The sequence below is a fragment of the Archangium lansingense genome, assembly GCF_026626635.1.
GTDB lineage: Bacteria > Myxococcota > Myxococcia > Myxococcales > Myxococcaceae > Archangium > Archangium lansingense.
In genome coordinates this window covers 13225137-13245272 of record NZ_JAPNKA010000001.1, presented here as the reverse complement: position 1 = coordinate 13245272, position 20136 = coordinate 13225137, and the positions used below count along the sequence as shown (strand labels likewise).

18 protein-coding genes are annotated in these 20136 nt (G+C 66.9%); 8 read left to right on the top strand and 10 right to left on the bottom strand.

The window, feature by feature from the left end; translation table 11 throughout:
* Positions 1-16 precede the first annotated feature (16 nt).
* The 3 genes from OV287_RS53490 to OV287_RS53480 form a co-directional block, all read right to left on the bottom strand.
* Positions 17-1081: an enoyl-CoA hydratase/isomerase family protein gene (locus OV287_RS53490; protein WP_267541817.1), complete on the bottom strand. Its 1065-nt coding sequence runs from the start codon at positions 1079-1081 to the stop codon at positions 17-19.
* 44 nt (positions 1082-1125) lie between these two features.
* A complete protein-coding gene (locus OV287_RS53485) occupies positions 1126-1560 on the bottom strand; it encodes a PaaI family thioesterase (protein ID WP_267541816.1) in 435 nt (144 codons plus the stop codon).
* A 97-nt stretch (positions 1561-1657) separates the two neighbouring features.
* A complete protein-coding gene (locus OV287_RS53480; RefSeq protein WP_267541815.1) occupies positions 1658-2725 on the bottom strand; it encodes a branched-chain amino acid aminotransferase in 1068 nt (355 codons plus the stop codon).
* A 162-nt stretch (positions 2726-2887) separates the two neighbouring features.
* Here OV287_RS53480 and OV287_RS53475 point away from each other — a divergent pair, with 162 nt between their 5' ends.
* Together OV287_RS53475 and OV287_RS53470 are read left to right on the top strand one after the other, a co-directional pair.
* Positions 2888-4291 carry an aminotransferase-like domain-containing protein gene (locus tag OV287_RS53475; protein ID WP_267541814.1) on the top strand — a complete coding sequence of 468 codons (1404 nt, stop codon included), beginning with the start codon at positions 2888-2890 and terminating at the stop codon, positions 4289-4291.
* 186 nt (positions 4292-4477) lie between these two features.
* Positions 4478-5080: a head protein gene (locus tag OV287_RS53470; protein WP_267541813.1), complete on the top strand. Its 603-nt coding sequence runs from the start codon at positions 4478-4480 to the stop codon at positions 5078-5080.
* 130 nt (positions 5081-5210) lie between these two features.
* Here the strand turns inward: OV287_RS53470 and OV287_RS53465 are convergent, their stop codons facing one another.
* From OV287_RS53465 to OV287_RS53455, 3 genes are all read right to left on the bottom strand, one after another.
* Complete coding sequence (locus OV287_RS53465; protein WP_267541812.1) at positions 5211-5681, bottom strand: NUDIX hydrolase; 471 nt, start codon at positions 5679-5681, stop codon at positions 5211-5213.
* Positions 5678-7060, bottom strand: a complete 1383-nt coding sequence (locus OV287_RS53460) for a DUF2380 domain-containing protein (protein ID WP_267541811.1) — start codon at positions 7058-7060, stop codon at positions 5678-5680. Before OV287_RS53460 ends, OV287_RS53465 begins: the two co-directional genes overlap by 4 nt.
* Before the next feature lie 91 nt (positions 7061-7151).
* Entirely contained in the window at positions 7152-7922 is a 771-nt protein-coding gene (locus OV287_RS53455; protein ID WP_267541810.1) for a protein kinase, read from the bottom strand.
* 173 nt (positions 7923-8095) lie between these two features.
* Between OV287_RS53455 and OV287_RS53450 the strand changes: the two genes are divergently transcribed.
* Both OV287_RS53450 and OV287_RS53445 read left to right on the top strand, forming a co-directional pair.
* Entirely contained in the window at positions 8096-8677 is a 582-nt protein-coding gene (locus OV287_RS53450) for a Uma2 family endonuclease (protein ID WP_267542598.1), read from the top strand.
* A 550-nt stretch (positions 8678-9227) separates the two neighbouring features.
* The gene (locus tag OV287_RS53445; RefSeq protein ID WP_267541809.1) at positions 9228-10229 is read left to right on the top strand and encodes a hypothetical protein; all 1002 of its coding nucleotides are present in this window, start codon (positions 9228-9230) and stop codon (positions 10227-10229) included.
* A 76-nt stretch (positions 10230-10305) separates the two neighbouring features.
* Here OV287_RS53445 and OV287_RS53440 read toward each other — a convergent pair whose 3' ends face one another.
* Positions 10306-12177 (bottom strand): M4 family metallopeptidase, encoded by a 1872-nt coding sequence (locus tag OV287_RS53440; protein ID WP_267541808.1) that lies wholly within the window; start codon positions 12175-12177, stop codon positions 10306-10308.
* 520 nt (positions 12178-12697) lie between these two features.
* Here OV287_RS53440 and OV287_RS53435 point away from each other — a divergent pair.
* Both OV287_RS53435 and OV287_RS53430 read left to right on the top strand, forming a co-directional pair.
* On the top strand, positions 12698-13630 hold the full coding sequence (locus OV287_RS53435; protein WP_267541807.1) for a DUF2381 family protein: 933 nt from the start codon (positions 12698-12700) through the stop codon (positions 13628-13630).
* Positions 13631-13645: 15 nt separating this feature from the next.
* Positions 13646-14152 (top strand): hypothetical protein, encoded by a 507-nt coding sequence (locus OV287_RS53430; RefSeq protein ID WP_267541806.1) that lies wholly within the window; start codon positions 13646-13648, stop codon positions 14150-14152.
* A 72-nt stretch (positions 14153-14224) separates the two neighbouring features.
* Here OV287_RS53430 and OV287_RS53425 read toward each other — a convergent pair whose 3' ends face one another.
* The 3 genes from OV287_RS53425 to OV287_RS53415 all read right to left on the bottom strand — a co-directional run bounded on the left by OV287_RS53425 (position 14225) and on the right by OV287_RS53415 (position 18866).
* Entirely contained in the window at positions 14225-15565 is a 1341-nt protein-coding gene (locus OV287_RS53425) for a tetratricopeptide repeat protein (RefSeq protein WP_267541805.1), read from the bottom strand.
* Between the two features lie 1196 nt (positions 15566-16761).
* Complete coding sequence (locus OV287_RS53420) at positions 16762-18132, bottom strand: hypothetical protein (protein WP_267541804.1); 1371 nt, start codon at positions 18130-18132, stop codon at positions 16762-16764.
* 128 nt (positions 18133-18260) lie between these two features.
* Positions 18261-18866, bottom strand: coding sequence for a macro domain-containing protein (locus tag OV287_RS53415; RefSeq protein WP_267541803.1), 606 nt, complete (start codon positions 18864-18866; stop codon positions 18261-18263).
* Between the two features lie 217 nt (positions 18867-19083).
* On the opposite strand from OV287_RS53415, the gene OV287_RS53410 reads away from it, so the two are divergent.
* Positions 19084-19563 (top strand): trypsin-like serine protease, encoded by a 480-nt coding sequence (locus OV287_RS53410; RefSeq protein WP_267541802.1) that lies wholly within the window; start codon positions 19084-19086, stop codon positions 19561-19563.
* Between the two features lie 54 nt (positions 19564-19617).
* Positions 19618-20091: a trypsin-like serine protease gene (locus OV287_RS53405; protein ID WP_267541801.1), complete on the top strand. Its 474-nt coding sequence runs from the start codon at positions 19618-19620 to the stop codon at positions 20089-20091.
* The last annotated feature ends 45 nt before the right edge of the window (positions 20092-20136 follow it).

Genomic DNA, 20136 nt, shown 5'->3' with positions numbered 1-20136 from the left:
CTTTCCCAGCGGCCCGCTACGGCACCACCAGGTCCCTCTCTCCGAGCGGTGCGAAGCACGCCTCCACGTTCGCGTCACGTACCTCGGCGAGCGTGGGCGGGTTCCACGTGGGCCGGTTGTCCTTGTCCACCAGCACTGCGCGGATGCCCTCGCGGAAGTCCGGCAGCGCGGTGACGTGCTGGCTCAGCCGGTACTCCACGGTGACGACCTCGTCATAGGGCCGCCCCCAGCACAGCCGAAGCTGGCGCAGCGTCACCTTCAGGCTCGTGGGGGACATGCGACCCAGCGTGGCGCGCGTCTCGTTCGCCCACGGCGAGCCCTCGGCCTCCAGCGCCGCCAGAATCTCCTCCACGCTGTCCTTCGCGAAGCACCGGTCGATGGCCTCCGCATGCGCCTTCAGGGGCGAGGGGCCGGGCTCGGTGGCAAAGCCATTCAACACCCGCGTGGCCACCGCGCGCGCATCCCCCGAGCTCCAATCCGCCGCCGCGAGCGCCTCCACCACGGCCTCCAGCTGGTCGTGCGGCACATGCTGTGTGCCGTACCCGAGCCACAGCGCATCCGCGGCATTGCACCGCATCCCGGTGAGGCCCAGGTACGTGCCCGCCTCGCCTGGGAAGCGCGGGAGGAACCAGCCGCCACCCACGTCGGGGAACAGTCCAATGGCTGTCTCCGGCATGGCCAGGACGAGCCGCTCGGTGACGACGCGGTGTGAGCCGTGCGCGGACAGCCCGAGCCCTCCGCCCATGCTGATGCCGTCCACGAGCGCCACGTACGGCTTGGGAAAATGGTGGATGAGGTGGTTGAGCCGGTACTCCTCGTAGAAGAATGCACGCGAGAGCGGCTCCGGGTTGGGCGTGCCCATCGACAGGGCCACGGCGCGCACGTCCCCTCCGGCGCAGAAGGCCCGGCCACCGGCACCGCGAATCACCACCGCCTTCACCGCGGGGTCCCTCGCCCAGGCCTCGAGCGCCGGGTGCAGCGCGCGAATCATCCCCAGGTCGAGCGCGTTGAGCGCCTTCGGTCGGTTGAGCGTCACCAGGCCCACCGGCCCGCGCGTCTCCAGCAGCACATCCGTGGTCATACCGCGCGCCATAGCAGAACCCGCGCGGCGCGTCCCCGGGGCGCTCAGCGCTGGCGGGCCAGCACCGCCAGCGTCACCGTGGCCTTCGAGACGAGCTTCTCCTCGCCCCGAGTCACGGCGAACACCTCCGACTCCACCACCGACAGCGTGCGCCCGGCGCGCAGCACCTGGGCGACGCACCGCAGCTCCTCGCCCACCGCCGCCTGCAGCAGGTTCATGGTGAAGCCCGTGGTGAGCACCATCTGCTCCGCGGAGATCAGCGTGCCCGCCGCCGAGCCTCCCGTGTGGTCCGCCATCGTCGCCTGCACGCCCATGTGGATGACACCGTTCTGCTGCAGGTGCCGGGGCTTCACCACCAGCCGCGTCTCCACCCGTCCGGGCTTCACGCTGACCAGCTCGTAGCCCACGTCCATCACGAACGCCGCCTGGCGGAAGAGCTCCTCGACCTGCTGGGCGTACTCGGGATTCCTCGGTTCCATCGGGAGACCTCTCGCGTGGGAGTCTCTACCTCGTACCTCGGAAAAGGACCCGGGGGCACTCGCCTCCCCGGGTCCACACCACACTTCGGACCCCTGACTACTTGATGATCGTCATCCAGCCGTGACGGTCCGGCTGCGTGCCGTACTGGATGCCGGTGACGGTGTCGTACAGGCGCTTGGACACCTCGCCCACCTTGCCGTCGCCGATCACCAGCTGGCCCTCCTGGAAGCCCAGCGCGCCCACCGGCGAGATCACCGCCGCCGTGCCCGTGCCGAACACCTCGCGCAGCTCGCCCTTCTGGTGCGCCTCGCGCAGCTCGTCGATGGACAGCTTGCGCTCGCTCACCTTCATGCCCCAGTCGCGCAGCAGCGTCAGCACGCTCTCTCGGGTGATGCCCGGCAGGAACGTGCCGTCCAGCGGCGGGGTGATGAGCTCATCCCCGATGCGCACGAAGAGGTTCATCGTGCCCACCTCCTCGATGTACCGGTGCTCGAGCGCGTCCAGCCACAGCACCTGCGCGTAGCCGCGCTTCTTGGCCTCCACCGAGGCCTGCAGGCCCGCCGCGTAGTTGGCCGCCGCCTTCGCGCCACCCAGTCCACCGGGCGCCGCGCGCGTGTGCTGCTGCTCCACCCAGATGCGCACCGGCTCGGCACCGCCCGCGAAGTAGCTGCCCACCGGGCTGAGGATGACGAAGAAGATGTACTTGTCCGCCGGCCGCACCCCGAGGAACGCCTCCGAGGCGATCAGCGTCGGCCGCACGTACAGCGCCGTGCCCGGGCCGCTCGGTACCCAGTCAGCCTCCACTCGCACCAGCGCCTCGATGGCCTCGCGCGCCAGCTCGGGCGGCACCGGCGCCATGGCCAGCCGCTCGGCGCTCGCGTGCAGCCGCTTGCAGTGGTCCGTTATCCGGAAGGCGCGCAGCTGCCCGTCCTTGCCGCGGAACACCTTCGAGCCGTCGAACACCGCCTGCGCGTAGTGCAGCACCGCCGCGCCGGGGTCCAGCCCCATCGGCCCATGCGGCAGAATCCGCGCCTGGTGCCAACCGCGGTCCGGGGCGTAGTCCATCCGGAACATGTGGTCGGTGAAGTACTTGCCGAAGCCGAGCCCCTCGGAAGAGGGCTTGGTCTTCAGGGTGGGGGCGCGCTGGACCTCGATGGGCAACATGCTTCGACTCCTCGTGCTGAGGGGACGGGCTACCTTCCGTCCAGGGCTCGGGCTGCCCCAGTGGCTCGCGCTTCCCCTGGAATCATGGTGACAATCCCAGGTGGAATCGAGACAATCAGTTACGTGGGCAGCTCTACTCCGTCAAGTGTATCGATTGTCACCATGACAAGTTGGATGCCGGAGCTCCGGGGACGCAACGGGCCGCTGTACAGGGCCATCGCGGATGCGCTCGCGGAAGACATTGACGCGGGGCGTCTAGCGCCCGGCACCCGACTGCCCACGCACCGGGAACTGGCCGAGCGGGTGGGCGTCACGGTGGGGACGGTGACGCGGGCCTACGCGGAGGCGATGAAGCGGGGCCTGGTGAGCGGGGAGGTGGGGCGCGGCACATACGTGAGGGACCGCGAGGTGGCCGCGCATATGCCCAAGCCGGTGGACCTGGAGCGCGACGACGCGCCGGTGGAGCTGGGCATCAACGCTCCCGCCACCCCTGAGGGGGACCCGGCCAGCCAGGCGCTGCGCCGTTCGCTGGAGGAGCTGGGGCGGACTCCGAGGCTGGCGGAGCTGCTGGCCTACCAACCGGCCGCGGGCACCACGGCGCACCGCGTCGCGGGGGCGGCGTGGGCCGCGCGCTTCGGACTGCAGGCGAGGCCGGAGCAGGTGGTGGTGTGCGCGGGTGGACAGCACGCCATGGAGGTGGCGATGGCGGCGCTCACCAAGCCGGGCGACACGCTCGTCACCGAGGCGCTCACCTACCCGGGGGTGAAGGTGCTGGCGCGGCGCTTCCAGTTGCGGCTGCAGGGCGTGGCCATGGACGCGCAGGGGCTGGTGCCCGAGTCCTTCGAGGCGGCGTGCCGGGTGGGGGCGAAGCTGCTCTACACCCAGCCCACGTGCCACAACCCGACGGGGGCGGTGCAGCCGGCGGAGCGGCGCCAGCGGATCGCGGAGGTGGCGCGCAAGTACGGGGTGCTGGTGCTGGAGGACGACTCGTACGGGCTGCTGCCGGAGACGCGGCCGCCGCCGCTGTCCACCTTCCTGCCGGAGTCCAGCTACTTCATCGCCGGGGTGTCCAAGCTGCTCACGCCGGGGCTGCGGATTGGCTACCTGGTGGCGCCGGCGCGGGCGCGGGGCGAGCGGCTGGCGGAGGAGGTGGGGCTGGCCTCGCTGATGACGACGCCGCTGATGGCGGAGGTGTTGGCGCGCTGGGTGGAGGACGGCACGGCGGACGAGCTGGTGGTGCGCCAGCGGCAGGAGGTGGGCGAGCGGCTGGCGTTGATGAGGGCGGTGCTCGGGCGCGAGCTGCCGAAGGCGGCGATGGCCCCGCTCTACCACTTGTGGCTGGGGCTGCCGGAGGGCCGGCGCAGCGAGGAGTTCGTGGCGCAGGCGCGGCGCAACGGGGTGTCGGTGACGTCGGCGGAGCTGTTCACCACGGGGACGGGGCCGGTGCCTCCAGCGGTGCGGGTGTGCATCGGCTCGCCGCGCACGCGCGCTCAGTTGGAGCGGGGCCTGCGGCGGCTGCGCGAGGTGCTCGACGCCGGGCCCGAGCCGCTGGCCGCCATCGTCTGACGGGCGGAGGCCGGGCCCTCGTTCGGCTAGTACTACTGTGTCATAAATGTGAGGATTTGCCGGGGATGACCATGGGCTGTCGCGTTTATACGTCACTTGTGATGCCCTCATCACCGCATTGATTCCGGCGGCAGCTCTGGCTTCATCGGAAGTTGTCTGCGAGCCCTACATTGCGGTGGTGGCACTGTGACGATTTTCAACCAGATTATCGAAGCGCAGGAACTCCTCGGGAAGAATCGTGAACAGGCACGGTCTCCGGAGGAAAAGGAGTTATTGCACCTCGCCATCGATGCGCTCTGGTTCATCTGGAGAAATGGCCAGTCGTATGAGTTCGAGAGTTATCGTAAGGAGGTCAAGTCCACTGCCCCCGAGGGAGTGATCGCCTCCTTCAGCACGCGGGGCGAGGCGGAAGCCTGGCTCGCTGCACAACCTGCGCCACCTGATCTGGCGCTTGTGTTGATTGCTGACGAGTACCACGTCGTCCTGTCTTCTCGTGACCGTAGCCGTCGCTCGCTCGTCCCGGACCCCGAGCTTGAATACCACATCGAGGAGATGACGAAAGACGGCCTCCCTCCGGCGGTGGCTGCGTTCAATACTCGTGACGAGGCGAACGCATGGTTCAACAATCAGGCTGAGCCACCAACTCAGACCATCATTCAGATTGGTGGGGAGCACTATCTGGCGGTGTACTACCGGAACATCAATCACCGAGCCATGTTCCCCTTCTCGATTGTCGAGAGGCTCCATGCAAGACGGAAGAGGAGGGAGCAGAAAGGGTCGGGAGAATAGAAGCGGCGGACCCCAGACATGCGCTCGGTTGCCGGACGGCTACTGACCACCGGAGGCAGACCGTGTGGTAGGTCGTAGCCGATGATAGACGGGGCGTCGTCCTCCATGTCGATGGAGGAGCAGGGGAGGCTCAGACTTCCTCGTCGGGCAGGAGCATGCGCAGGAGTTCGTCGTCGGGGCCGAGTGGGCGCCAGCCGGGGGGCGGTGGCGTGGCGCGGAGTGCTGCCCTGACCTGCTTGACACGCTCTTTATGCGTTTCTGGAGTGAAGGCAGTCCACGAACCGAGTGCCTTGGCAATCTTGAAGCGGTTGGTGTCGTCCAGCACGGCCGGCCAGCCGTCGGGGAGAGATTCGTACAGTTCGCGTACGAACTGCCCGCGCACGAGACGTGTGACCTGATGGCTCCGTTCCGCTTCAGCCACCAGTCCTTGGAACACCTGCACTCCGGCAATGTCGTTCGTGCCAATCTCTTCGGCCAGGTCCACCAGCGAAGCGGTAGGGCGCGCCTCGGCGAAGGCGGTGAGCGAATCGTAGCCGCGCTCGCGGACCCGCTCATACAAGCGAGCCACCCAGTTGCCCTGCCAGGGATGTCCGTCGCTCATGGCCCTCCTCTCCAGGGGATGAAATTCATCGGAATGTAGTACCGCTTCATCCGCTCCGTGACGATCTCCAAGACCTCGTTACGCGTCAACATACGGCCAACTTCGGCCTCCGCCTCGTACAGCGCCTCCATGAGCATCCGGTTCCATTCACCCGGCCATGTGCGCCCCAGCTTCCAGTCGCCACCGCCGTGAATGGCCTCGTGGTGCGCCTGCTCCAACTCGACGCAGAACTCGTCAATGTCCATCTCGCCGGTGAAGCCACGTTTCTCGAACCATTCGCGGAACTCTTTCGGCATGACATGGTGTCGCGGTGGCTCGGCCATGCCAGCTCCTGCTTTGCCCGTCTCGTGCATGGCCCCCACCTCGGGCCCATCGCCCAGCGCCGCACGTACGCCCCGAGGCAGCTCGCCGTGCGCCTGCGCCAGCATCACCTGGCCCGCCTGAATCCGCACGGCGGCGCTGACGATGGGCGGGGAGAGGACGCCCGCGCGTACCAACTGGCGCATCCTCTCCACCCACTCGGCGGACACGACAATGCGCGTGCCCATCATCACGCCGTCGCCGCCTACCGAGAGTCCAATACCGACCAGGGCGGGAGCGGATGGTGGCACCGAGGGCAGCGAGAACCTCATCGCCGAGAGCAGGGTGACGGTCTCGATGGCATCCTTGAGCACCATCACCTTCTGGAGGTTTTCCGCCCCCACGCGCATTCTCTCCACGGTGGCCGCGAATTCGTCCGTGAGGTGGCCCACCAGCGGGGGCACGTCTTGCGCCGCGGCCTCCATCTGTCCGTGCTCCTGGGAGGAGAGCGCCCTCATCGCCGGCGCGAGCATCTCCTGCCAGCGCCGCATGTCCGCGAAGAGCGTCTCCACGGAGTAGAGGTGTTGTCTGAGCGCGACGTCGGCGAGGTTGAGGAAGTCGAGCCAGACGGCGAGCAGGAGCGAGCCCATCATGGCGGCTTCCAGCCGTGGGCCGGCGAGGCGCAGCAGGCCGAGTTGCATGTCCGGGTCCTCCACCTCCGAAGCGGCGTTGGCCAGCCGGGTGGCGGCGGCGAGCCGGGCGTCAATCCACCGCAGTTGCGCGGTGCCGTAGTCGGCGTAGCGGAGGAAGACACCGTTTGCGCTGGCGAGGCCCCGGTCACTGGCCTTGAGTTGGGCGAGCTCACCGGAGATGCGGCGGGTGGAGCCTGACACTTCGCGAATGGCACTGCGAAACGCCAATTGGGTCGCAAGGGCTCTCTGCCGCAACTCTCTTTCCGCGCTGTCCGGGCCCGCCGCCCTCACCTCCACACGGGCGGCCCGGCGTCGGTGCAACTGCTCCGGTAACTCGGGCTCAGGAGTTGAGGCGAGGAGCAGTAGCACCAGCAGCATGGACGTCATCAGCGCCTCCGATGGGTGACTCCCATTCTGTCGGGCGCCTCCGACAAATCAGCGAAGGTGCTGCTTCATCTCTTCCAGTGCTGGAGTCTGCTCAGGGCAGGAGCGCGCGAGGCTCTGGCTTCTTCTCGCTCACGGGCATGTAGCACTTGCCCTCGTGCTCGGCCGTGCTCCTGGGGCAGGGCGGCTTGTGCGCGAGCTGCACCCAGCATCCGCTACGGAGCTCCACTGAGGGCAGCTCGCACGGAGGCTTCCGCTGCCCCTTGATGGGTCCATCCGGCATGGGGTAGCCGATGACGGGCAGGTTGCCGTCCTCCATGTCGACGAAGATGAAGGACTCCTTGATGGCCGCTTCGGCGAGGGCGTGAGATTGCTTCGTTTCGGTGGGCTCGGGTGGCTGGGGCCAGAGGAGCACTCCGGCGGCCGCAACCGCGGCCATCGCGAAGGACGCGGCCCCCGTGAGCAATCCGCGGCGACGAGGTGCCGGGTGCTTCGGTTCCGGCAATCGGGGTTGGCCGGTGAGATGGGCATAGGAGTCCGGCCGGTCCTCGAGGCGCGCCATCGCGGTGCCGAGCCGCTGGAGGAGCATGGTCAGCTCCTGGAGGGCCCGCGGATCTTCCCGAGGCGCGTGTTCCACCTCCAGCGCGAGGAACGGAGGGACGGCCTCGCTCGTGGCGCGCACGGTCCAGCCGCCGAGCGGACGCCAGTCGCCGGGATGCCCGGGCATGAGCACCACGGCGGGGGCACCCGTCTCGGAGTTGTGGGCCTGGTAGAGACGCCCGAGCCCCATGCCAGTGCCCCGGTGACGCTTGCCGACGAAGTACGGCCCCAGCTTGCCTCCGTCCCATTCCGGTGTGTCGCTCATTCCCATGTCTCCCATGCAGGCGGCGCGGGGCAGGGTACCCCGGCGGTCGGATGCCCTGGAACGTTGCCTGTCACGCCAGGAAACCCCACCCTACCTGAGATGTCAGGCGGGTGGATAGACTGGAGAGGTAACGGCGGAGTCCGAGCTCCGCCGGACAACCAGGAGGCATGGCGATGGGACATGGGAAGAAGCCGGCGACCTACGAGGACATCGAGGCCCTGCCGGTCGGGTGGGTGGGAGAGATTCTGGAGGACGAGCTGGTGGCCTCGCCGAGCCCGGCCATGGGGCACTCTTATGTCGCCTCCATGTTGGGGGCGAGGCTGATCCCTCGCTTCGCCCTTGGGGAGGGAGGTCCGGGTGGGTGGTGGATTTTCGATGAGCCGGAGCTGCACCTCGGCCGGGACATCCTCGTGCCGGACCTCGCTGGGTGGCGCCGCGAGCGCATGCCGAAGCTCCCCGCCCCGGAAGAGCCCTTCACGACGCTCGCTCCGGACTGGGTGTGCGAGGTGCTCTCGCCCTCGACGGTCACCATCGACCGCAAGCGCAAGCTGCCCATCTACCGTCGCGAGGGTGTGGCGCACGCGTGGCTCATCGACCCGCTCGCATGCACCCTGGAGGTCTACCGGCGCGAGTCGTCGGGCTGGGTGCTCACCGCGACACACGTGGGCGAGGAGTCGGTGCGTGCCGAGCCCTTCGACGCGGTGCCACTCGAGTTGGGCCAGCTCTGGATGCAGCGGGCTTCAGCGAGCCGGTGACCTTCGCGAGCGGTCGCTCCAGCGGGACGACGGTCTCGCCTGGGGGATGCAGGAGGAGCATGTTCGCACTCGGTGGATGACGATGGCAGGCCGGTTGCTTTGAGCGGCTCCCCGAACCGTTCTCTGGCCAGGTGCCAGTGTTGGGGGAGTCATCGTCATGGGTCGAGGAGTGGGAGAAGTTGTGGGCAGTCTGGGTTCGCGCCCGGGGCTGTGGTGGTGGGGATGCGTGTGGCTGGTGTGCATGGCCATGGGCTGTGGGCCGGTCGAGCGGGCCAGCGGGATGCGATGCGCACCCGAGGAAGGTTGGGAGTGTCCCAGCGGTGAGGTGTGCGTCGAGGGCGTGTGCTCCGAGGCACCGGAGGCTGGGGAAGTGTGCACGGTGGGGGCAAAGCGCTCCTGCGAGGAGGGGTGCGCGGGAGTGCAGACCTGCGGGGCGGATGGGACGTGGGGCCGTTGCGAGACGTGCGAGCGGGGACAGCGCTGCGTGAGCGGCCAGTGCGTCTGTGATTCGGGCTCGTGCGCGGAGGGCTGCTGTCAGGGGAACACGTGCATGCCGGGCACGGCCGACGCGTCCTGCGGCAAGGGCGGACAGGCCTGTGAGAGTTGCTCCGGCGTGTGCGATGCGTCGCGGCGCACGTGCGTGGGTTGCGTGGAGGATGGACAGTGCGGAGGCTCGACGCCCCGGTGTGACACGGGGACGGGGACCTGCGTGTGCGCGAAGACGGAGCAGGCTGAGAGCCGGTGCACCGACGGGCAGGACAATGATTGCGATGGGCTCTCGGATTGCGCGGACCCGGACTGCAACGCGAAGTCCTGCGGCGCCAATGGGAAGGTCTGTGGAGGCGCGAGCTGCGTGTGCCCGGGAGGCTCCGTCGAGCTGACGTGTGGCGACGGCAAGGACGATGACTGCGACGGGCTCGTGGACTGCGCGGACCCGGATTGCAACACGCGCTCCTGTGGCACCACGGGCAAGGTGTGCGGGGGCTCCACGTGCAACTGCCCGGGAGGGAGCACCGAGCGGGTGTGTGGGGATGGCAGGGACGACGACTGCGATGGGCTCGTGGACTGCGCGGACCCGGACTGTCAGAACAAGACGTGCCGTGCGGCGGCGGGCGTGTGCGACCAGGAGGAGGTGTGCACCTACGGCGTCTGTCCGTCGGACAAGCGCGTCGGCAACGACGTCGTCTGCCGGCCCTCGCGGGGCACGTGCGATGTCGAGGAGCGGTGCGATGGCCAGGGTCTCGCGTGTCCGGCGGACCGCAAGGTGGCGGCGGGGACGGTGTGCAATGCCTCGGCGGGCGCCTGCGACGCGGCCGAGACGTGTGACGGCGTGAGCTCGGCGTGCCCGGTGAACAAGTTTCAACCCGCGGGTTACGTCTGCCGCGCGGCGAAGGGAGAGTGCGACGTGGCGGAGACGTGCACGGGCAACAGCATCACCTGTCCCAACGACGGTTTCGACCGCAGCAAGTGCAACGATGGGAAGGCGTGCACCACGGACGTCTGCGCGATGGACGGCATGTGCCGGTACATCCCGACCGGTATCTGTTACTGACGGGAAAACGAAACCCCCGGGAGGCGTTGCCTCCCAGGGGTCCGTTCAGCTCACAGCGGGCTCTGCGTCAGGGTGCTCAGTAGGAGCCCTTGAGCGTGACGCCGGAGTAGGTGCTGTAGGCGCGCAGCATCACGAAGATGCGGGTGGCCGCCGTCTTCGCGGCGATGCTGCACGACTCGGCGTTGCCGCTCTTGTACGGACGGCAGTCGTACGACGAGGTGGTGGGCTCGGTGCCGGCCTTCACGTACAGGTCCGCGTCACCCGAGCCGCCGCTGATGGCGAACGTGGACGCCTTGCTGGCCGGGACGTCCAGGTAGTAGTACGTCTGCGAGCTCGTGCTGCCCGACAGGCCCGTCTTGGACACACCGTTGGTCAGCGGGGAGGAGACGATCGGCAGGCCCACGCCCACCGCTTCCCAGGCCGCCGTCACGGACGCGATCTCCGCCGTGGTGTAGCCCAGCGCCGTGGCCGCCTGCACCGTGTACGCCTTCGCCTGGGCGAAGGTGGTGGAGGCCGTCATGTAGTCCGCGTTGGCCTTGTAGAAGACGGCGCCCGCCTTCTGCACGCCGATGCCCGTCACGTTGATGGTGCTCTTGCTGCGCGGGTGCAGGCCACCCTTGGAGAGCAGCGTGAAGGCCAGGTTGGCAATGCCCGAGCTGTAGTGCACGTCCACGCTGCCGCTGCTGCTCGTCCAGTAGTCGAGCGAGGCGCCATCCTTGGCCGGGTCGTACATGTAGCGGAGCGCGTCGTTCGCGGTGGCAGGCGTCCAGATGTCGTCGCCGACCATGAACACCGCGTTGGTGGTGGCCCAGGTGCCCGAGGCGTAGCTCTCGCAGTAGGCGCCGAAGATGTCGCTCATCGCCTCGTTGAGGCCGCCGGACTCACCCGAGTAGGTGAGGTTGGACTCGTACTCGGTCACCGCGTGGGTGAGCTCGTGCGTGGTCACGTCCGCGGACAGGCCGAGCATGCCCGAGTTCACGCCGTCGCCATCGCCGTACACCATCTGGGTGCCGTCCCAGTAGGCGTTCACGTAGTTGCTGCTGTAGTGCACCGTGCTGATGAGCGCGGCGCCCGCGTTGTCGAACGAGTCGCGGTTGAAGTTGTTCTTGTAGCAGTCGTACGTGCCGCCCAGCTTGTCGTAGTTGCCGTCGACGTGCGCGTCACCCGTGGCGGCGCCGCCCTCGCTGCGCTTGAGCGTGCCCGGCGTGGAGGAGCCGTTGTTGGCCGAGTACACCTTGCGGTTGAGCGCGCTGTGGACCTTCGAATTGCGCTGCACCAGCGAGCCGTCCTTCGCGCTCACGTAGACGAGGTCGCGGATGGGCAGGTCGGCGCCCTCGCCCGTCACCGTCACCTCGTAGGCCAGCTTCAGCTTCCCGTCCTGGTTGGAGCGCACGTACACCAGGCGCGAGCCCTCGGAGGCGAGGTGGCGGCCCGTGGTGGCGTCGAGGGCGGAGATCACGGCGGCCTCGGGGGAGATGGTCGCCTTGGAGGAGACGATCTCACCGTCGCGCGCGGTGCCGTTGACGGCGGTGATGATGCCGTTGGAGTCCACGTGGAAGACGAGCTCCTCGTTCACCACCGGCAGGCCGTTCTTCGTCTGGCCGTAGCGGATGTGGGTGGTGCCCTGCTCGTCCACGCGCGAGCGCTTGACGATGAGGTCGGCGGCCTCCAGGCGGAACGCGGCGGCGATGGAGGGCAGCGCCTGGTTTACGGCGAGGCCCTGGCCGGCGGTGCCCAGGTTGCCGGTGAGCATGAAGGGGAGGCCCTTCTCATCGGCGCCGGCCACGTGGGCGGAGGGCAGCGCGGCGAGCGCGGCCTGGACGTCACCGAGCGAGTCGGAGGCCTCGTCGTACTTCTGGGCGCCTTCGGGAGTCTGGGAGGGGTCGGTCTCGCAAGCAGCGAGGGGGAGCGCGAACAATGCAGCAGCAAGGAAACGCGTACGAATCACGGGGGGGTACCTTCCTGTCCAGCTGACGGCGGGGGTGCCGTTGGACGCTGGGACAGATTGCAGGAGGCGAGCCAACCCCTAAGGCCTTGGATTTCCGGCCTTCATCCACATGCTCCGTGAGTTCACTGGAGCGTGGATGTCTCAGCAGGACTCCCCATGAATGTACACAGACTTTGCAGCCCCTCCGCGCAAGTCTTTGATTCCAGACGGAATGACCGTGCCTCGGAAGGTGTCTTTTTTTGCGACAGTTCCCGAGGGGAGATGGGGCTATTCATCCCCTGGGTCGATTGTCTGTCTTTGAGTCTTGGATTCTTGGAGCCTGGCACTGGAGTCTAGGCCCCGAGGCATTTCGAAAGATGACGAGAATATTACGGAGTATGACAAAGGCTTGCAAGTCCGCCCGGATTCCGAGACGCGCCGTGCGAGACGGGCCCGGCGTCCAGCGGGGATGGCCTTCTGGCCACGGTCCATGCCTGTGGACTGGTTGTGCGCCACCTGTCCTGTTAGGTTAGCTCTCCTCATGCGCAAACACCTACTTCTGCGGTCTACCCTGCTCCTCGTCCTCGCTGCGGCCGTGGCCGTGGCCAAGGTGCGCGAGCCCATCGAGCGAGCTCTCATCCTCTCGGAGCACCCGAGGAGCGAGGCGCCCCGGGTATATGTGGGCGGAAGGATCGCGACCCTGCTGCGCCTGGAGAAACCCTGTGACCCCGAGCGCACGACGATGCTGGGGTGGGAGGGGCACTTCGAGCCCGTGGTGTGCGCTGGCAGGTGGGTGTTGCTCTATCCCCTGCGCGACCTCACCCCAGACAACCAGTTCCTGCTCCGGGTGACGCTCACGGATGGGACGGAGCTGCCGTTCATCGTGACGTCCCATGAGCAGTTCTATGAAAACCGCGAGGTGGACCAGCAGGTCAACGTGTTCGCGAGCCGTGAGGACTATGACGCGGTGGTCGCCTCCCTGTACCGCGCGCTCCAGAGCGAGCGGGAGCTGCGCGAGCAGGTCGAGCGCTACCAGAAGGAGGAGAACTCGATCGACCACGCCTACGCCACCCTGCTGGCCAATGGCGAGGTGAAGCAGGTGCCTTTCAAGCGGAAGGACGTCTATGAGCTCGGCGACGGGGACATGGGCATGAAGGTCGAGATCTTCGCGGGGAAGGGAAACGGCAAGGCGGCGGTCGTGGTCCACCTCTCGAACACGTTCCGCGACAAGCCATGGATGCTCAAGGAGGCTCGTGTGTCCTCCGACCAGACCTCCCGCACGGCCCGGCAGTTCGCGCTTCGCATGAACCGGGCGGAGATCGTCTCGGGGGCGTCGGGAAGTGTCGCCGTCGTGGTGGACAAGAGCGCGTTTGTTTCGGAGACGGGCATGGAGCGCCTCGTCCTGGAAATCTTCCGCGACGATGGGCTCCAGCAGTTGACCGTTTCGCTGGATCCCCGGCTGGTGCAGGAGTAGGAGCGAGGGATGCCCATGATGCCCAGGACAGAGGCATTCCTCTTCTCCTTCCTCGTGCTTCTGACGTCGGCGGGTTGTGCCACAACTCCGTCCCCGTTCCCGGGCAATGTGGCGCTGCGGTCGGATGGAACCCCGGTTGCGGAAGAGTGCCCGGCGAAAGCACTCGAGGTGATGCGGTACCTGCGAATGGGCGTCGGGGACTCGGCCTGGATCTCGCTCGATGCGAACCAGATGAGTACGAGGCCCATTACCCTCTACGAGGGACCAATCGAGAGCATTCTGGAGGAGGAACTCGGTACGCTCAGCTCTCCGGCCCGTTTGTATGGGCGCGTCTGGACGGACGGCCCCCAAGTTGTCATCCGGTACTACGAAGCCCATCCCCTGGAAGGCGACAAGGTGCCCATCTGCGCGGTGGCCCGGCTCGGAAAGGGGCAACTGCGCAAGAGGCCCGAGTCCAAGCCGGGAACCGCCATCCTGGAGTCCCCCTCTGCGGCGGTCTTCATCGTGGACGCGTTCCGGTGAGCCGCCGCACTCACTGCAGTGGCAACTCCTGGCTTGGGTCGCGAGAGCAATGGAATGAGCCGGGAACCGGATTCATTTGTTGCTCGCCAGGAGCTGGCCGAGCCAGGGGAGCGCATCCTTCGTGATGGGGTGCTCCGGTCCCAAGGAGCCGAGGAGTGCGTCCATGGCCTCCCGGGCCGTCGCGACGGCTTCGGGCTTTTTCAACCTGGCTTGGACTCGCGCGAGCAGGGTGAGGACTTGTGCTGTTTCGGGATGTTTCAGTCCCCAGGTTGTGCGGGCAATGTCGAGGGCTCGCAAAAGGAATGGCTCTCCTTCCACCGGGCGTCTTTGTGTGGCTAGGTTGAGGCCGAGGTTCGCCAGCGTGGGGCAGAGCAGGGGGTGTTGATGGCCGAGTGCCTGTTCGTTGATTGCGAGAGACTTGCGCAGCAACACCTCTGCCTCGGCGTACTTGCCTTGACTTTCGAGCACCCTGGCCAGTTCATGGAGCGAAGAACCATATTCAGGGTGCTGGAGACCGATGGTCTGTTCCTTGATAGTAAGGGACTGACGTAGCAAGTTCTCAGCCTCCGAGTTTCGGCCCTGACTTTCGAGCACCTTGGCCAATTGGTGTAGCGAAGCCGCATAGGACGGATGTCGAGTGCCGTACGTCTGTTCGGAAATGGCAAGAGATTGGCGCAGCAGATTTTCTGCTTCAGTGTGTCTGCCTTGGGTCTCGAGAACCATGGCTAGGGACTGAAGCGACACTCCATGATGTGGATGCCGAGAGCCAAGTGTTTGCTCGATAATGATCAGAGACTGGCGCAGCAGTTCTTCCGCTTCGGCGTATCTGCCTTGTCTTTCAATCACTCTGGCTAATTCATGAAGAGAGGCGCCATAGTTGGGATGTCGAGGGCCAAGAGTCTGTTCGAAAGATGTGAGAGATTGGCGTAGTAGCTTCTCCGCCTCGCTATACCGGCCTTGCACTTCAAGTACCCTGGCCAGTTCGTGAAGCGAGGAAGCATAGTCACGATTGCGAGGGCCAAGTGGTTTTTCTATAATCTCAAGGGACTGGCGCAGTAATTCCTCTGCTTCGGTGTACCTCCCCTGCCTTGCTTGCAACATAGCAAGGCTATGGAGGGAGGCGGCGTAGTTGGGGTGTTGGTGGCCGAGAGCCTGCTCGACAAAGGCAAGAGACTGGCGCATCAAAGCCTCTGCCTCGGCATACTGACCCTGTTGATAGAGCACATGGCCTAGCTCGTGAAGAATCCACCCACGAGCCAGACCGGGTGTTGACTCAGTTGCCTCAAGCTGGTGCCGGAGAATCGATTCAGCTTCGAAGTAGTGCCCTTGAGCACTGAGCACACGAGCAAGCATCTTCCACCTTGAGGGGTCAGCCTCCATGGCATGCTGGGCCCAGACATGAGTCACATCCATGTCTCCTGTGGAAAATGCCACGAATGCCGATTGCTCCCAGGTTTGACCTGTTCTTGGTGCATGCCGAAGTAGCGCTTCCGCGACCTCCCCCCGTTCTCCGAAGCCCTCAAGCCGCTCTTGCGAGGGGATCGTCCCTACCCATGCGGACCACCACGCCGTGTCCTCTGCGTCTACCTGTTCTCCCGGGCGCAACCACTGCTCGATCGCGTCCAACTCCGTTCCGTGCAATCGCCGCATCCGGTCCCGCTCCGTTCCAAATGCGCGCATCGCGGGAGGAGGTGCTCGTCCGCGTACCAGTTCCTTTTCTGTCACCAGGCCCTGTACAGAGGCGAGCCGCCCCACAGCCGCTCCTGGCTCCGTCTCCTTCAGAAGTTCCTCTTCCAGGGAACTCTCGCCGACGCCTCGTTCCAGGAGGCTGCCCAGTAACTGGATGGCTTCTGGCTCTAGGTCCACCAGCGCTGCCAGTCGGCCCGGGTGGTTGGCCCCAGCGCTCCTCAATCGCTCGCAGGCCTCCGTTGGCTCCGCCACCCGTCCGTGCACCTCCCACCACCCCGGGGAGCGCACGGCCGGCTCGACCAAGATGGCCCGCGTCCGGCGTCTGGCCTCAGCCAGGGCCCAGCGCACCCTCCGCAGCCGGAAGTCTCCATCTACGTCCGTCCACGCGAGCCACTCCCTCGAGCCGAGTGCCTTCACCTCCGCAACGAGCTCCGCATAAGGCCTCGCCGCACTGATTCGCCGGAGCACTCGTCGCGGTCTCGCCGCGGCGAAGCTCGCTTCCAGATCTCCCCCTGTCCACACGACGCCGGGCACCCGGGCCGCCAGTGCACAGCGAAGTCCCGCCACCGCGTAGGGCGCTGGTCCCGCGGGACATTCCAGCCGGAGCGAGACCCAATCGAGGAAGTCCACGGCTCCCCGCGACAGAGCCACGGACACCTCGCGCGTGCAGAACAGCACCACGCGCAGCGCACGTGAGGCGAAGAGCGGCCGGTTGATGTTCAGCCAGTCCGCGTCCTCCGCGCGAGGCACCAGCACCAGCGTCACGCCGGGTCGGGCCTCCGCCAGACGGTGGGCCTCGGTATGGACCTCAAGCTCCGGAGCGATGGGGAGCAACGTCCGAACCAGCTCTCCCAGTCGCTCGGGGCGGGCGTGGTCCACCAGCACCAACAGCCCGGCGCCAGACAGCCCCAGCGAGACCTTCAGCCGGCGGAGCCAGCCGGGGGTGGCCGGACCAGATGCATCGTTAGCAGCGGATGGGGGTAGTACCATTCCGAGTCATTCGGGTAGGGCAACAGGTGCTGGTAGTCGAGCAACTCATGCGCCAGCTCGCCTGGAGGCAGCCGGTGCTCTGGATCCTTCATTACATCCTGCAGGAGCCGGATGTGATCCGTGTTCAGTCCTGTCTCCTGCCTCAAGCGCCATTCATCCAATACCTGCTTCACCAACTCCGGTGTTGCCGCGGATGCATCCTGGTCCCACGCTACCTCGGAGAGGGAGCGGATGAACCGGACGAAATCCCGCGCTCGCCCACCCGAGTAGTAGGCGAGTTCGTCGAGCAACCCCGGGCTCACCAATCCCAGGGCTTCGTCCCCGAGGTCCTTCACCCGCTGCGCATACAGCTCGCGGAAGAAGGCCACCCCGTCTCCAGGACGGCGTGGGTCGGCATGGTCCAGCACGGGCTCGTTCACCAGCGCGCTGGCCTTGAATCCCCGCACTCCGGCCGTGGCCACGTCGTGCCGGAGCGCGAAGGGACCACAGACCACCAGGGGACAGATGAGCTGGGAGAGAAGCTGGGACTCGACGAAGAGCGCCTTGGCGCGAGGCAGGTCGCGGATCCGATCCAGGCCATCGATGACGAGCAGTACCTTGCGGTGCTTCTGCTGCACCTCGCCCAGGAGCAGGTTGACGGCGCCCAGCAACTCCTGCACCTGCCGGTCCTGATCTGGCAGAGGCTTCTCACTGCGCCCGAGCGGCAGGTTCCAGGTCCAGGCGCGCAGGGAACCCATCACGGTCTTGGCGCCCTTGAGCGCCAATGCGGTCCCCGCGGCTTCCACGCCCAGTGCTCCCGTGGTGGCGAGGGTCGCCCCCAGGTCCAGGGCTTCCTTCGCGAAGGAACTCAGGTCGAGCTGGGGATTCGGGGTGTTGGTGGCTTCGGCCAGCCGCTTCCATGCTTCGCCGAGCTGCTTCACTATCTCGGGGTCCAGCTCGAGTCCCAACCGCTCCTTGAATCGGAACACCAGCGCGAGGCCCGCCAGGAAGCACACCTCCCAGGCTTGAATCCGATACAGCGCGTTCGGGTCCTTCACCACGTTGGTGAAGTGCCGCTCCAGATCCAGGAAGACGACCAGCTCGCGCTGTTCCCGCTCCTCGGCGACGCGCAGCAACTCCGTCGTCTTGCCCGTGCCCACCGTTCCCATCAGCAGGATGCGCGGCGTACCGAAGGGCCGGTCCAGGGTCTCCAGCATCTTCTTCGCCGGGCTGTGCGGACGGGGAGCCCGCCATTCCATGGGAGCAGGCAACTCCGGGTCGAATCGCTCGTAGAGTTTTCGCCAGAGGTCGCGGCGTGACATGCCGGTGGCTTCTATCACCAGCCCCTGGCTGCGGCGAGCGCGCGGGAGGACACACCTGCTTTCGTCGTCCCATGGCCGACGCCTCCCGGGTCATAGGTGCTGCCATGTGTCGAACACGCGCTGTGCCTTCACGGCGCGAAGGAAAGCCCCTGCTTGCCGGCCGCGAGCGCCACGAGCCGGGCTTCCTCGGGCGTGAGGACGGCGAAGACCACGCGCGCGAGCACCTCGCGCTCCTCCGTGGGGCACTCGTGCAGGTAGTCCCGGAGTGTGCCCATCAGCACGTCCAGCGCCACGATGGAACCCAGCCCGCCGTGCCCCGCGCCCAGGAGTGGGGTCGCGAGCACGAATTGCCCGCTCAACCCATGCTCCCGCGCCAGCGCGACGGATTCCTCGAGCGCCGAGCGGAAGCAGGCCCTCACCCGAGAGGGTCCGGTGGAGCCACCGGTCTCGGCATCCGTCCGCCGGTAGTCCACGGACGGGACATGCAACACCCAACGGAAGGCGATGCTGGCTCCGGGTCCCGTCACCAGGCAGTCCCCGGGCTGGAGGGGCTCGCCGTACTCCTCTTCCAACCTCTCACGCACCTCTCGCTGGAACGCGGCTCCGCCGCAGGCCTCCCGGAGGGCTCCGCTCACCCCGCTGCCGAGCCCCACGTCCGGATTGGCCGCGTTGATGATGGCGTGGGCCCCCACCCGGGAATCGACGAGGGAGCCGGTGAATGCCGCGATGCGCATGCTGCGCTCCCCTCCGTCAGGAGTTGGCCACCCGGGGCACGGGCTCGGAGTCCAGCCAGGCCAGCAGCGGCTCGAAGAATGGGATGAAGAGCGAAGCCCGGCACGAGGGAGCGTACCATCTTCTCCTCCGGCTGATGCCCGGCCATCATGGGCAGGTGCCGCGTGGGGCGTTCATGGCAGGTAGGCCCGTTGGGCGCTGTGCTGTAGGTTCAACGTCATGAACAAGCTGCTCCTTGCCTCGGCCCTCCTGCTCGCCCTGGTATCTCCAGGGTGCGGCGGCTGCGTGGCGCGCACGGAGGATGGGCCCGGGACAGTGGGACACGGCGAAAAGGGCCCCGCCGTCCACCCGGCAGCGGAGTCCTCTGCGGCCGCGGGCATGGAAGGAACTGACGCAAGCGCCTCGGCCTTGCGCTGGTCCCGGGTCATCGGCGAAGTGGACTCCACCAACCGTTACCCTTCCACCGTCACGGTGACGGGCCACCTCGCGGAGAACCCGCCGGAGCGCAGGGAGTGCAGCGGCGTCCTGGTGAGCCCTCGCCTCGTGCTGACGGCAGGCCATTGTGTGTGCGCGCGGAAGGAGGCTCCACCGGGCGGGAATGGCCGCGTCTTCCAGATAGAGCCATCCACCTGTGCGGCGACAGCGACTGTGGCCACCTTCACCTACGGTTCTCCCTCCCGGGGGAAGGGAAGGCGCTAATGGTCCGACCAATATGAGGGAAGGGTTCGTCCCCATCCTCGACTTCGGATCCTGATGGACACCCGGAACGTCGTGGTGACGAGTGAGGCGGACCTGGCTCTCATCTTCCTGGAGGGGTCCGTGGAGGAGAACGTTCCACCTATCCCGCTGGCGAAGGAAGAAGTCCGGGCCGGTGAGTCGATGACCGTGGTGGGTCATGGCTACCTGGAGGACACCGGCGGATTGGATGGGCGGCGCCGCTTCAGCCGGGAGACGGTGGCGGGCTTCCTCGACCCGGATAAAGGAAGAATCCTGCTTGGCTCGTCCGACCTGCACGCCTACCGGGGTGACACGGGAGGGCCTTGCCTGCGTGAAGGCGCGGGCTCCCCTGCGCTCGTCGGCATCTCCAGCAGGGGACTGGGCAAGGAGCCCACCTGCACGAGCACCTTCGTATACCGCGAGTGGCTGGCACAGGAGATGGAACTTGCGTCCAAGGCGGATTCACCCGAGCCACGAGGTACTCCCTCCCTGGATGCTGCAGTTCCCTGACGTACGGGCTCCAAGCCTCGCGGAGCATGGCCCATCGTGCGCCAT

Excerpts from the sequence above, each read along its gene's own strand:
- OV287_RS53405 (WP_267541801.1), top strand. The coding sequence starts at position 19,618 with ATGGACACCCGGAACGTCGTGGTGACGAGTGAGGCGGACCTGGCTCTC.
- OV287_RS53465 (WP_267541812.1), bottom strand. The coding sequence starts at position 5,681 with ATGAGCGACGGACATCCCTGGCAGGGCAACTGGGTGGCTCGCTTGTAT.
- OV287_RS53415 (WP_267541803.1), bottom strand. The coding sequence starts at position 18,866 with ATGCGCATCGCGGCATTCACCGGCTCCCTCGTCGATTCCCGGGTGGGG.
- OV287_RS53410 (WP_267541802.1), top strand. The coding sequence starts at position 19,084 with ATGAACAAGCTGCTCCTTGCCTCGGCCCTCCTGCTCGCCCTGGTATCT.
- OV287_RS53490 (WP_267541817.1), bottom strand. The coding sequence starts at position 1,081 with ATGACCACGGATGTGCTGCTGGAGACGCGCGGGCCGGTGGGCCTGGTG.
- OV287_RS53485 (WP_267541816.1), bottom strand. The coding sequence starts at position 1,560 with ATGGAACCGAGGAATCCCGAGTACGCCCAGCAGGTCGAGGAGCTCTTC.
- OV287_RS53430 (WP_267541806.1), top strand. The coding sequence starts at position 13,646 with ATGATGCCCAGGACAGAGGCATTCCTCTTCTCCTTCCTCGTGCTTCTG.
- OV287_RS53425 (WP_267541805.1), bottom strand. The coding sequence starts at position 15,565 with ATGGATGTGACTCATGTCTGGGCCCAGCATGCCATGGAGGCTGACCCC.
- OV287_RS53460 (WP_267541811.1), bottom strand. The coding sequence starts at position 7,060 with ATGACGTCCATGCTGCTGGTGCTACTGCTCCTCGCCTCAACTCCTGAG.
- OV287_RS53475 (WP_267541814.1), top strand. The coding sequence starts at position 2,888 with ATGACAAGTTGGATGCCGGAGCTCCGGGGACGCAACGGGCCGCTGTAC.
- OV287_RS53420 (WP_267541804.1), bottom strand. The coding sequence starts at position 18,132 with ATGTCACGCCGCGACCTCTGGCGAAAACTCTACGAGCGATTCGACCCG.
- OV287_RS53455 (WP_267541810.1), bottom strand. The coding sequence starts at position 7,922 with ATGAGCGACACACCGGAATGGGACGGAGGCAAGCTGGGGCCGTACTTC.
- OV287_RS53480 (WP_267541815.1), bottom strand. The coding sequence starts at position 2,725 with ATGTTGCCCATCGAGGTCCAGCGCGCCCCCACCCTGAAGACCAAGCCC.
- OV287_RS53445 (WP_267541809.1), top strand. The coding sequence starts at position 9,228 with ATGCCGGGCACGGCCGACGCGTCCTGCGGCAAGGGCGGACAGGCCTGT.
- OV287_RS53435 (WP_267541807.1), top strand. The coding sequence starts at position 12,698 with ATGCGCAAACACCTACTTCTGCGGTCTACCCTGCTCCTCGTCCTCGCT.
- OV287_RS53450 (WP_267542598.1), top strand. The coding sequence starts at position 8,096 with ATGGGACATGGGAAGAAGCCGGCGACCTACGAGGACATCGAGGCCCTG.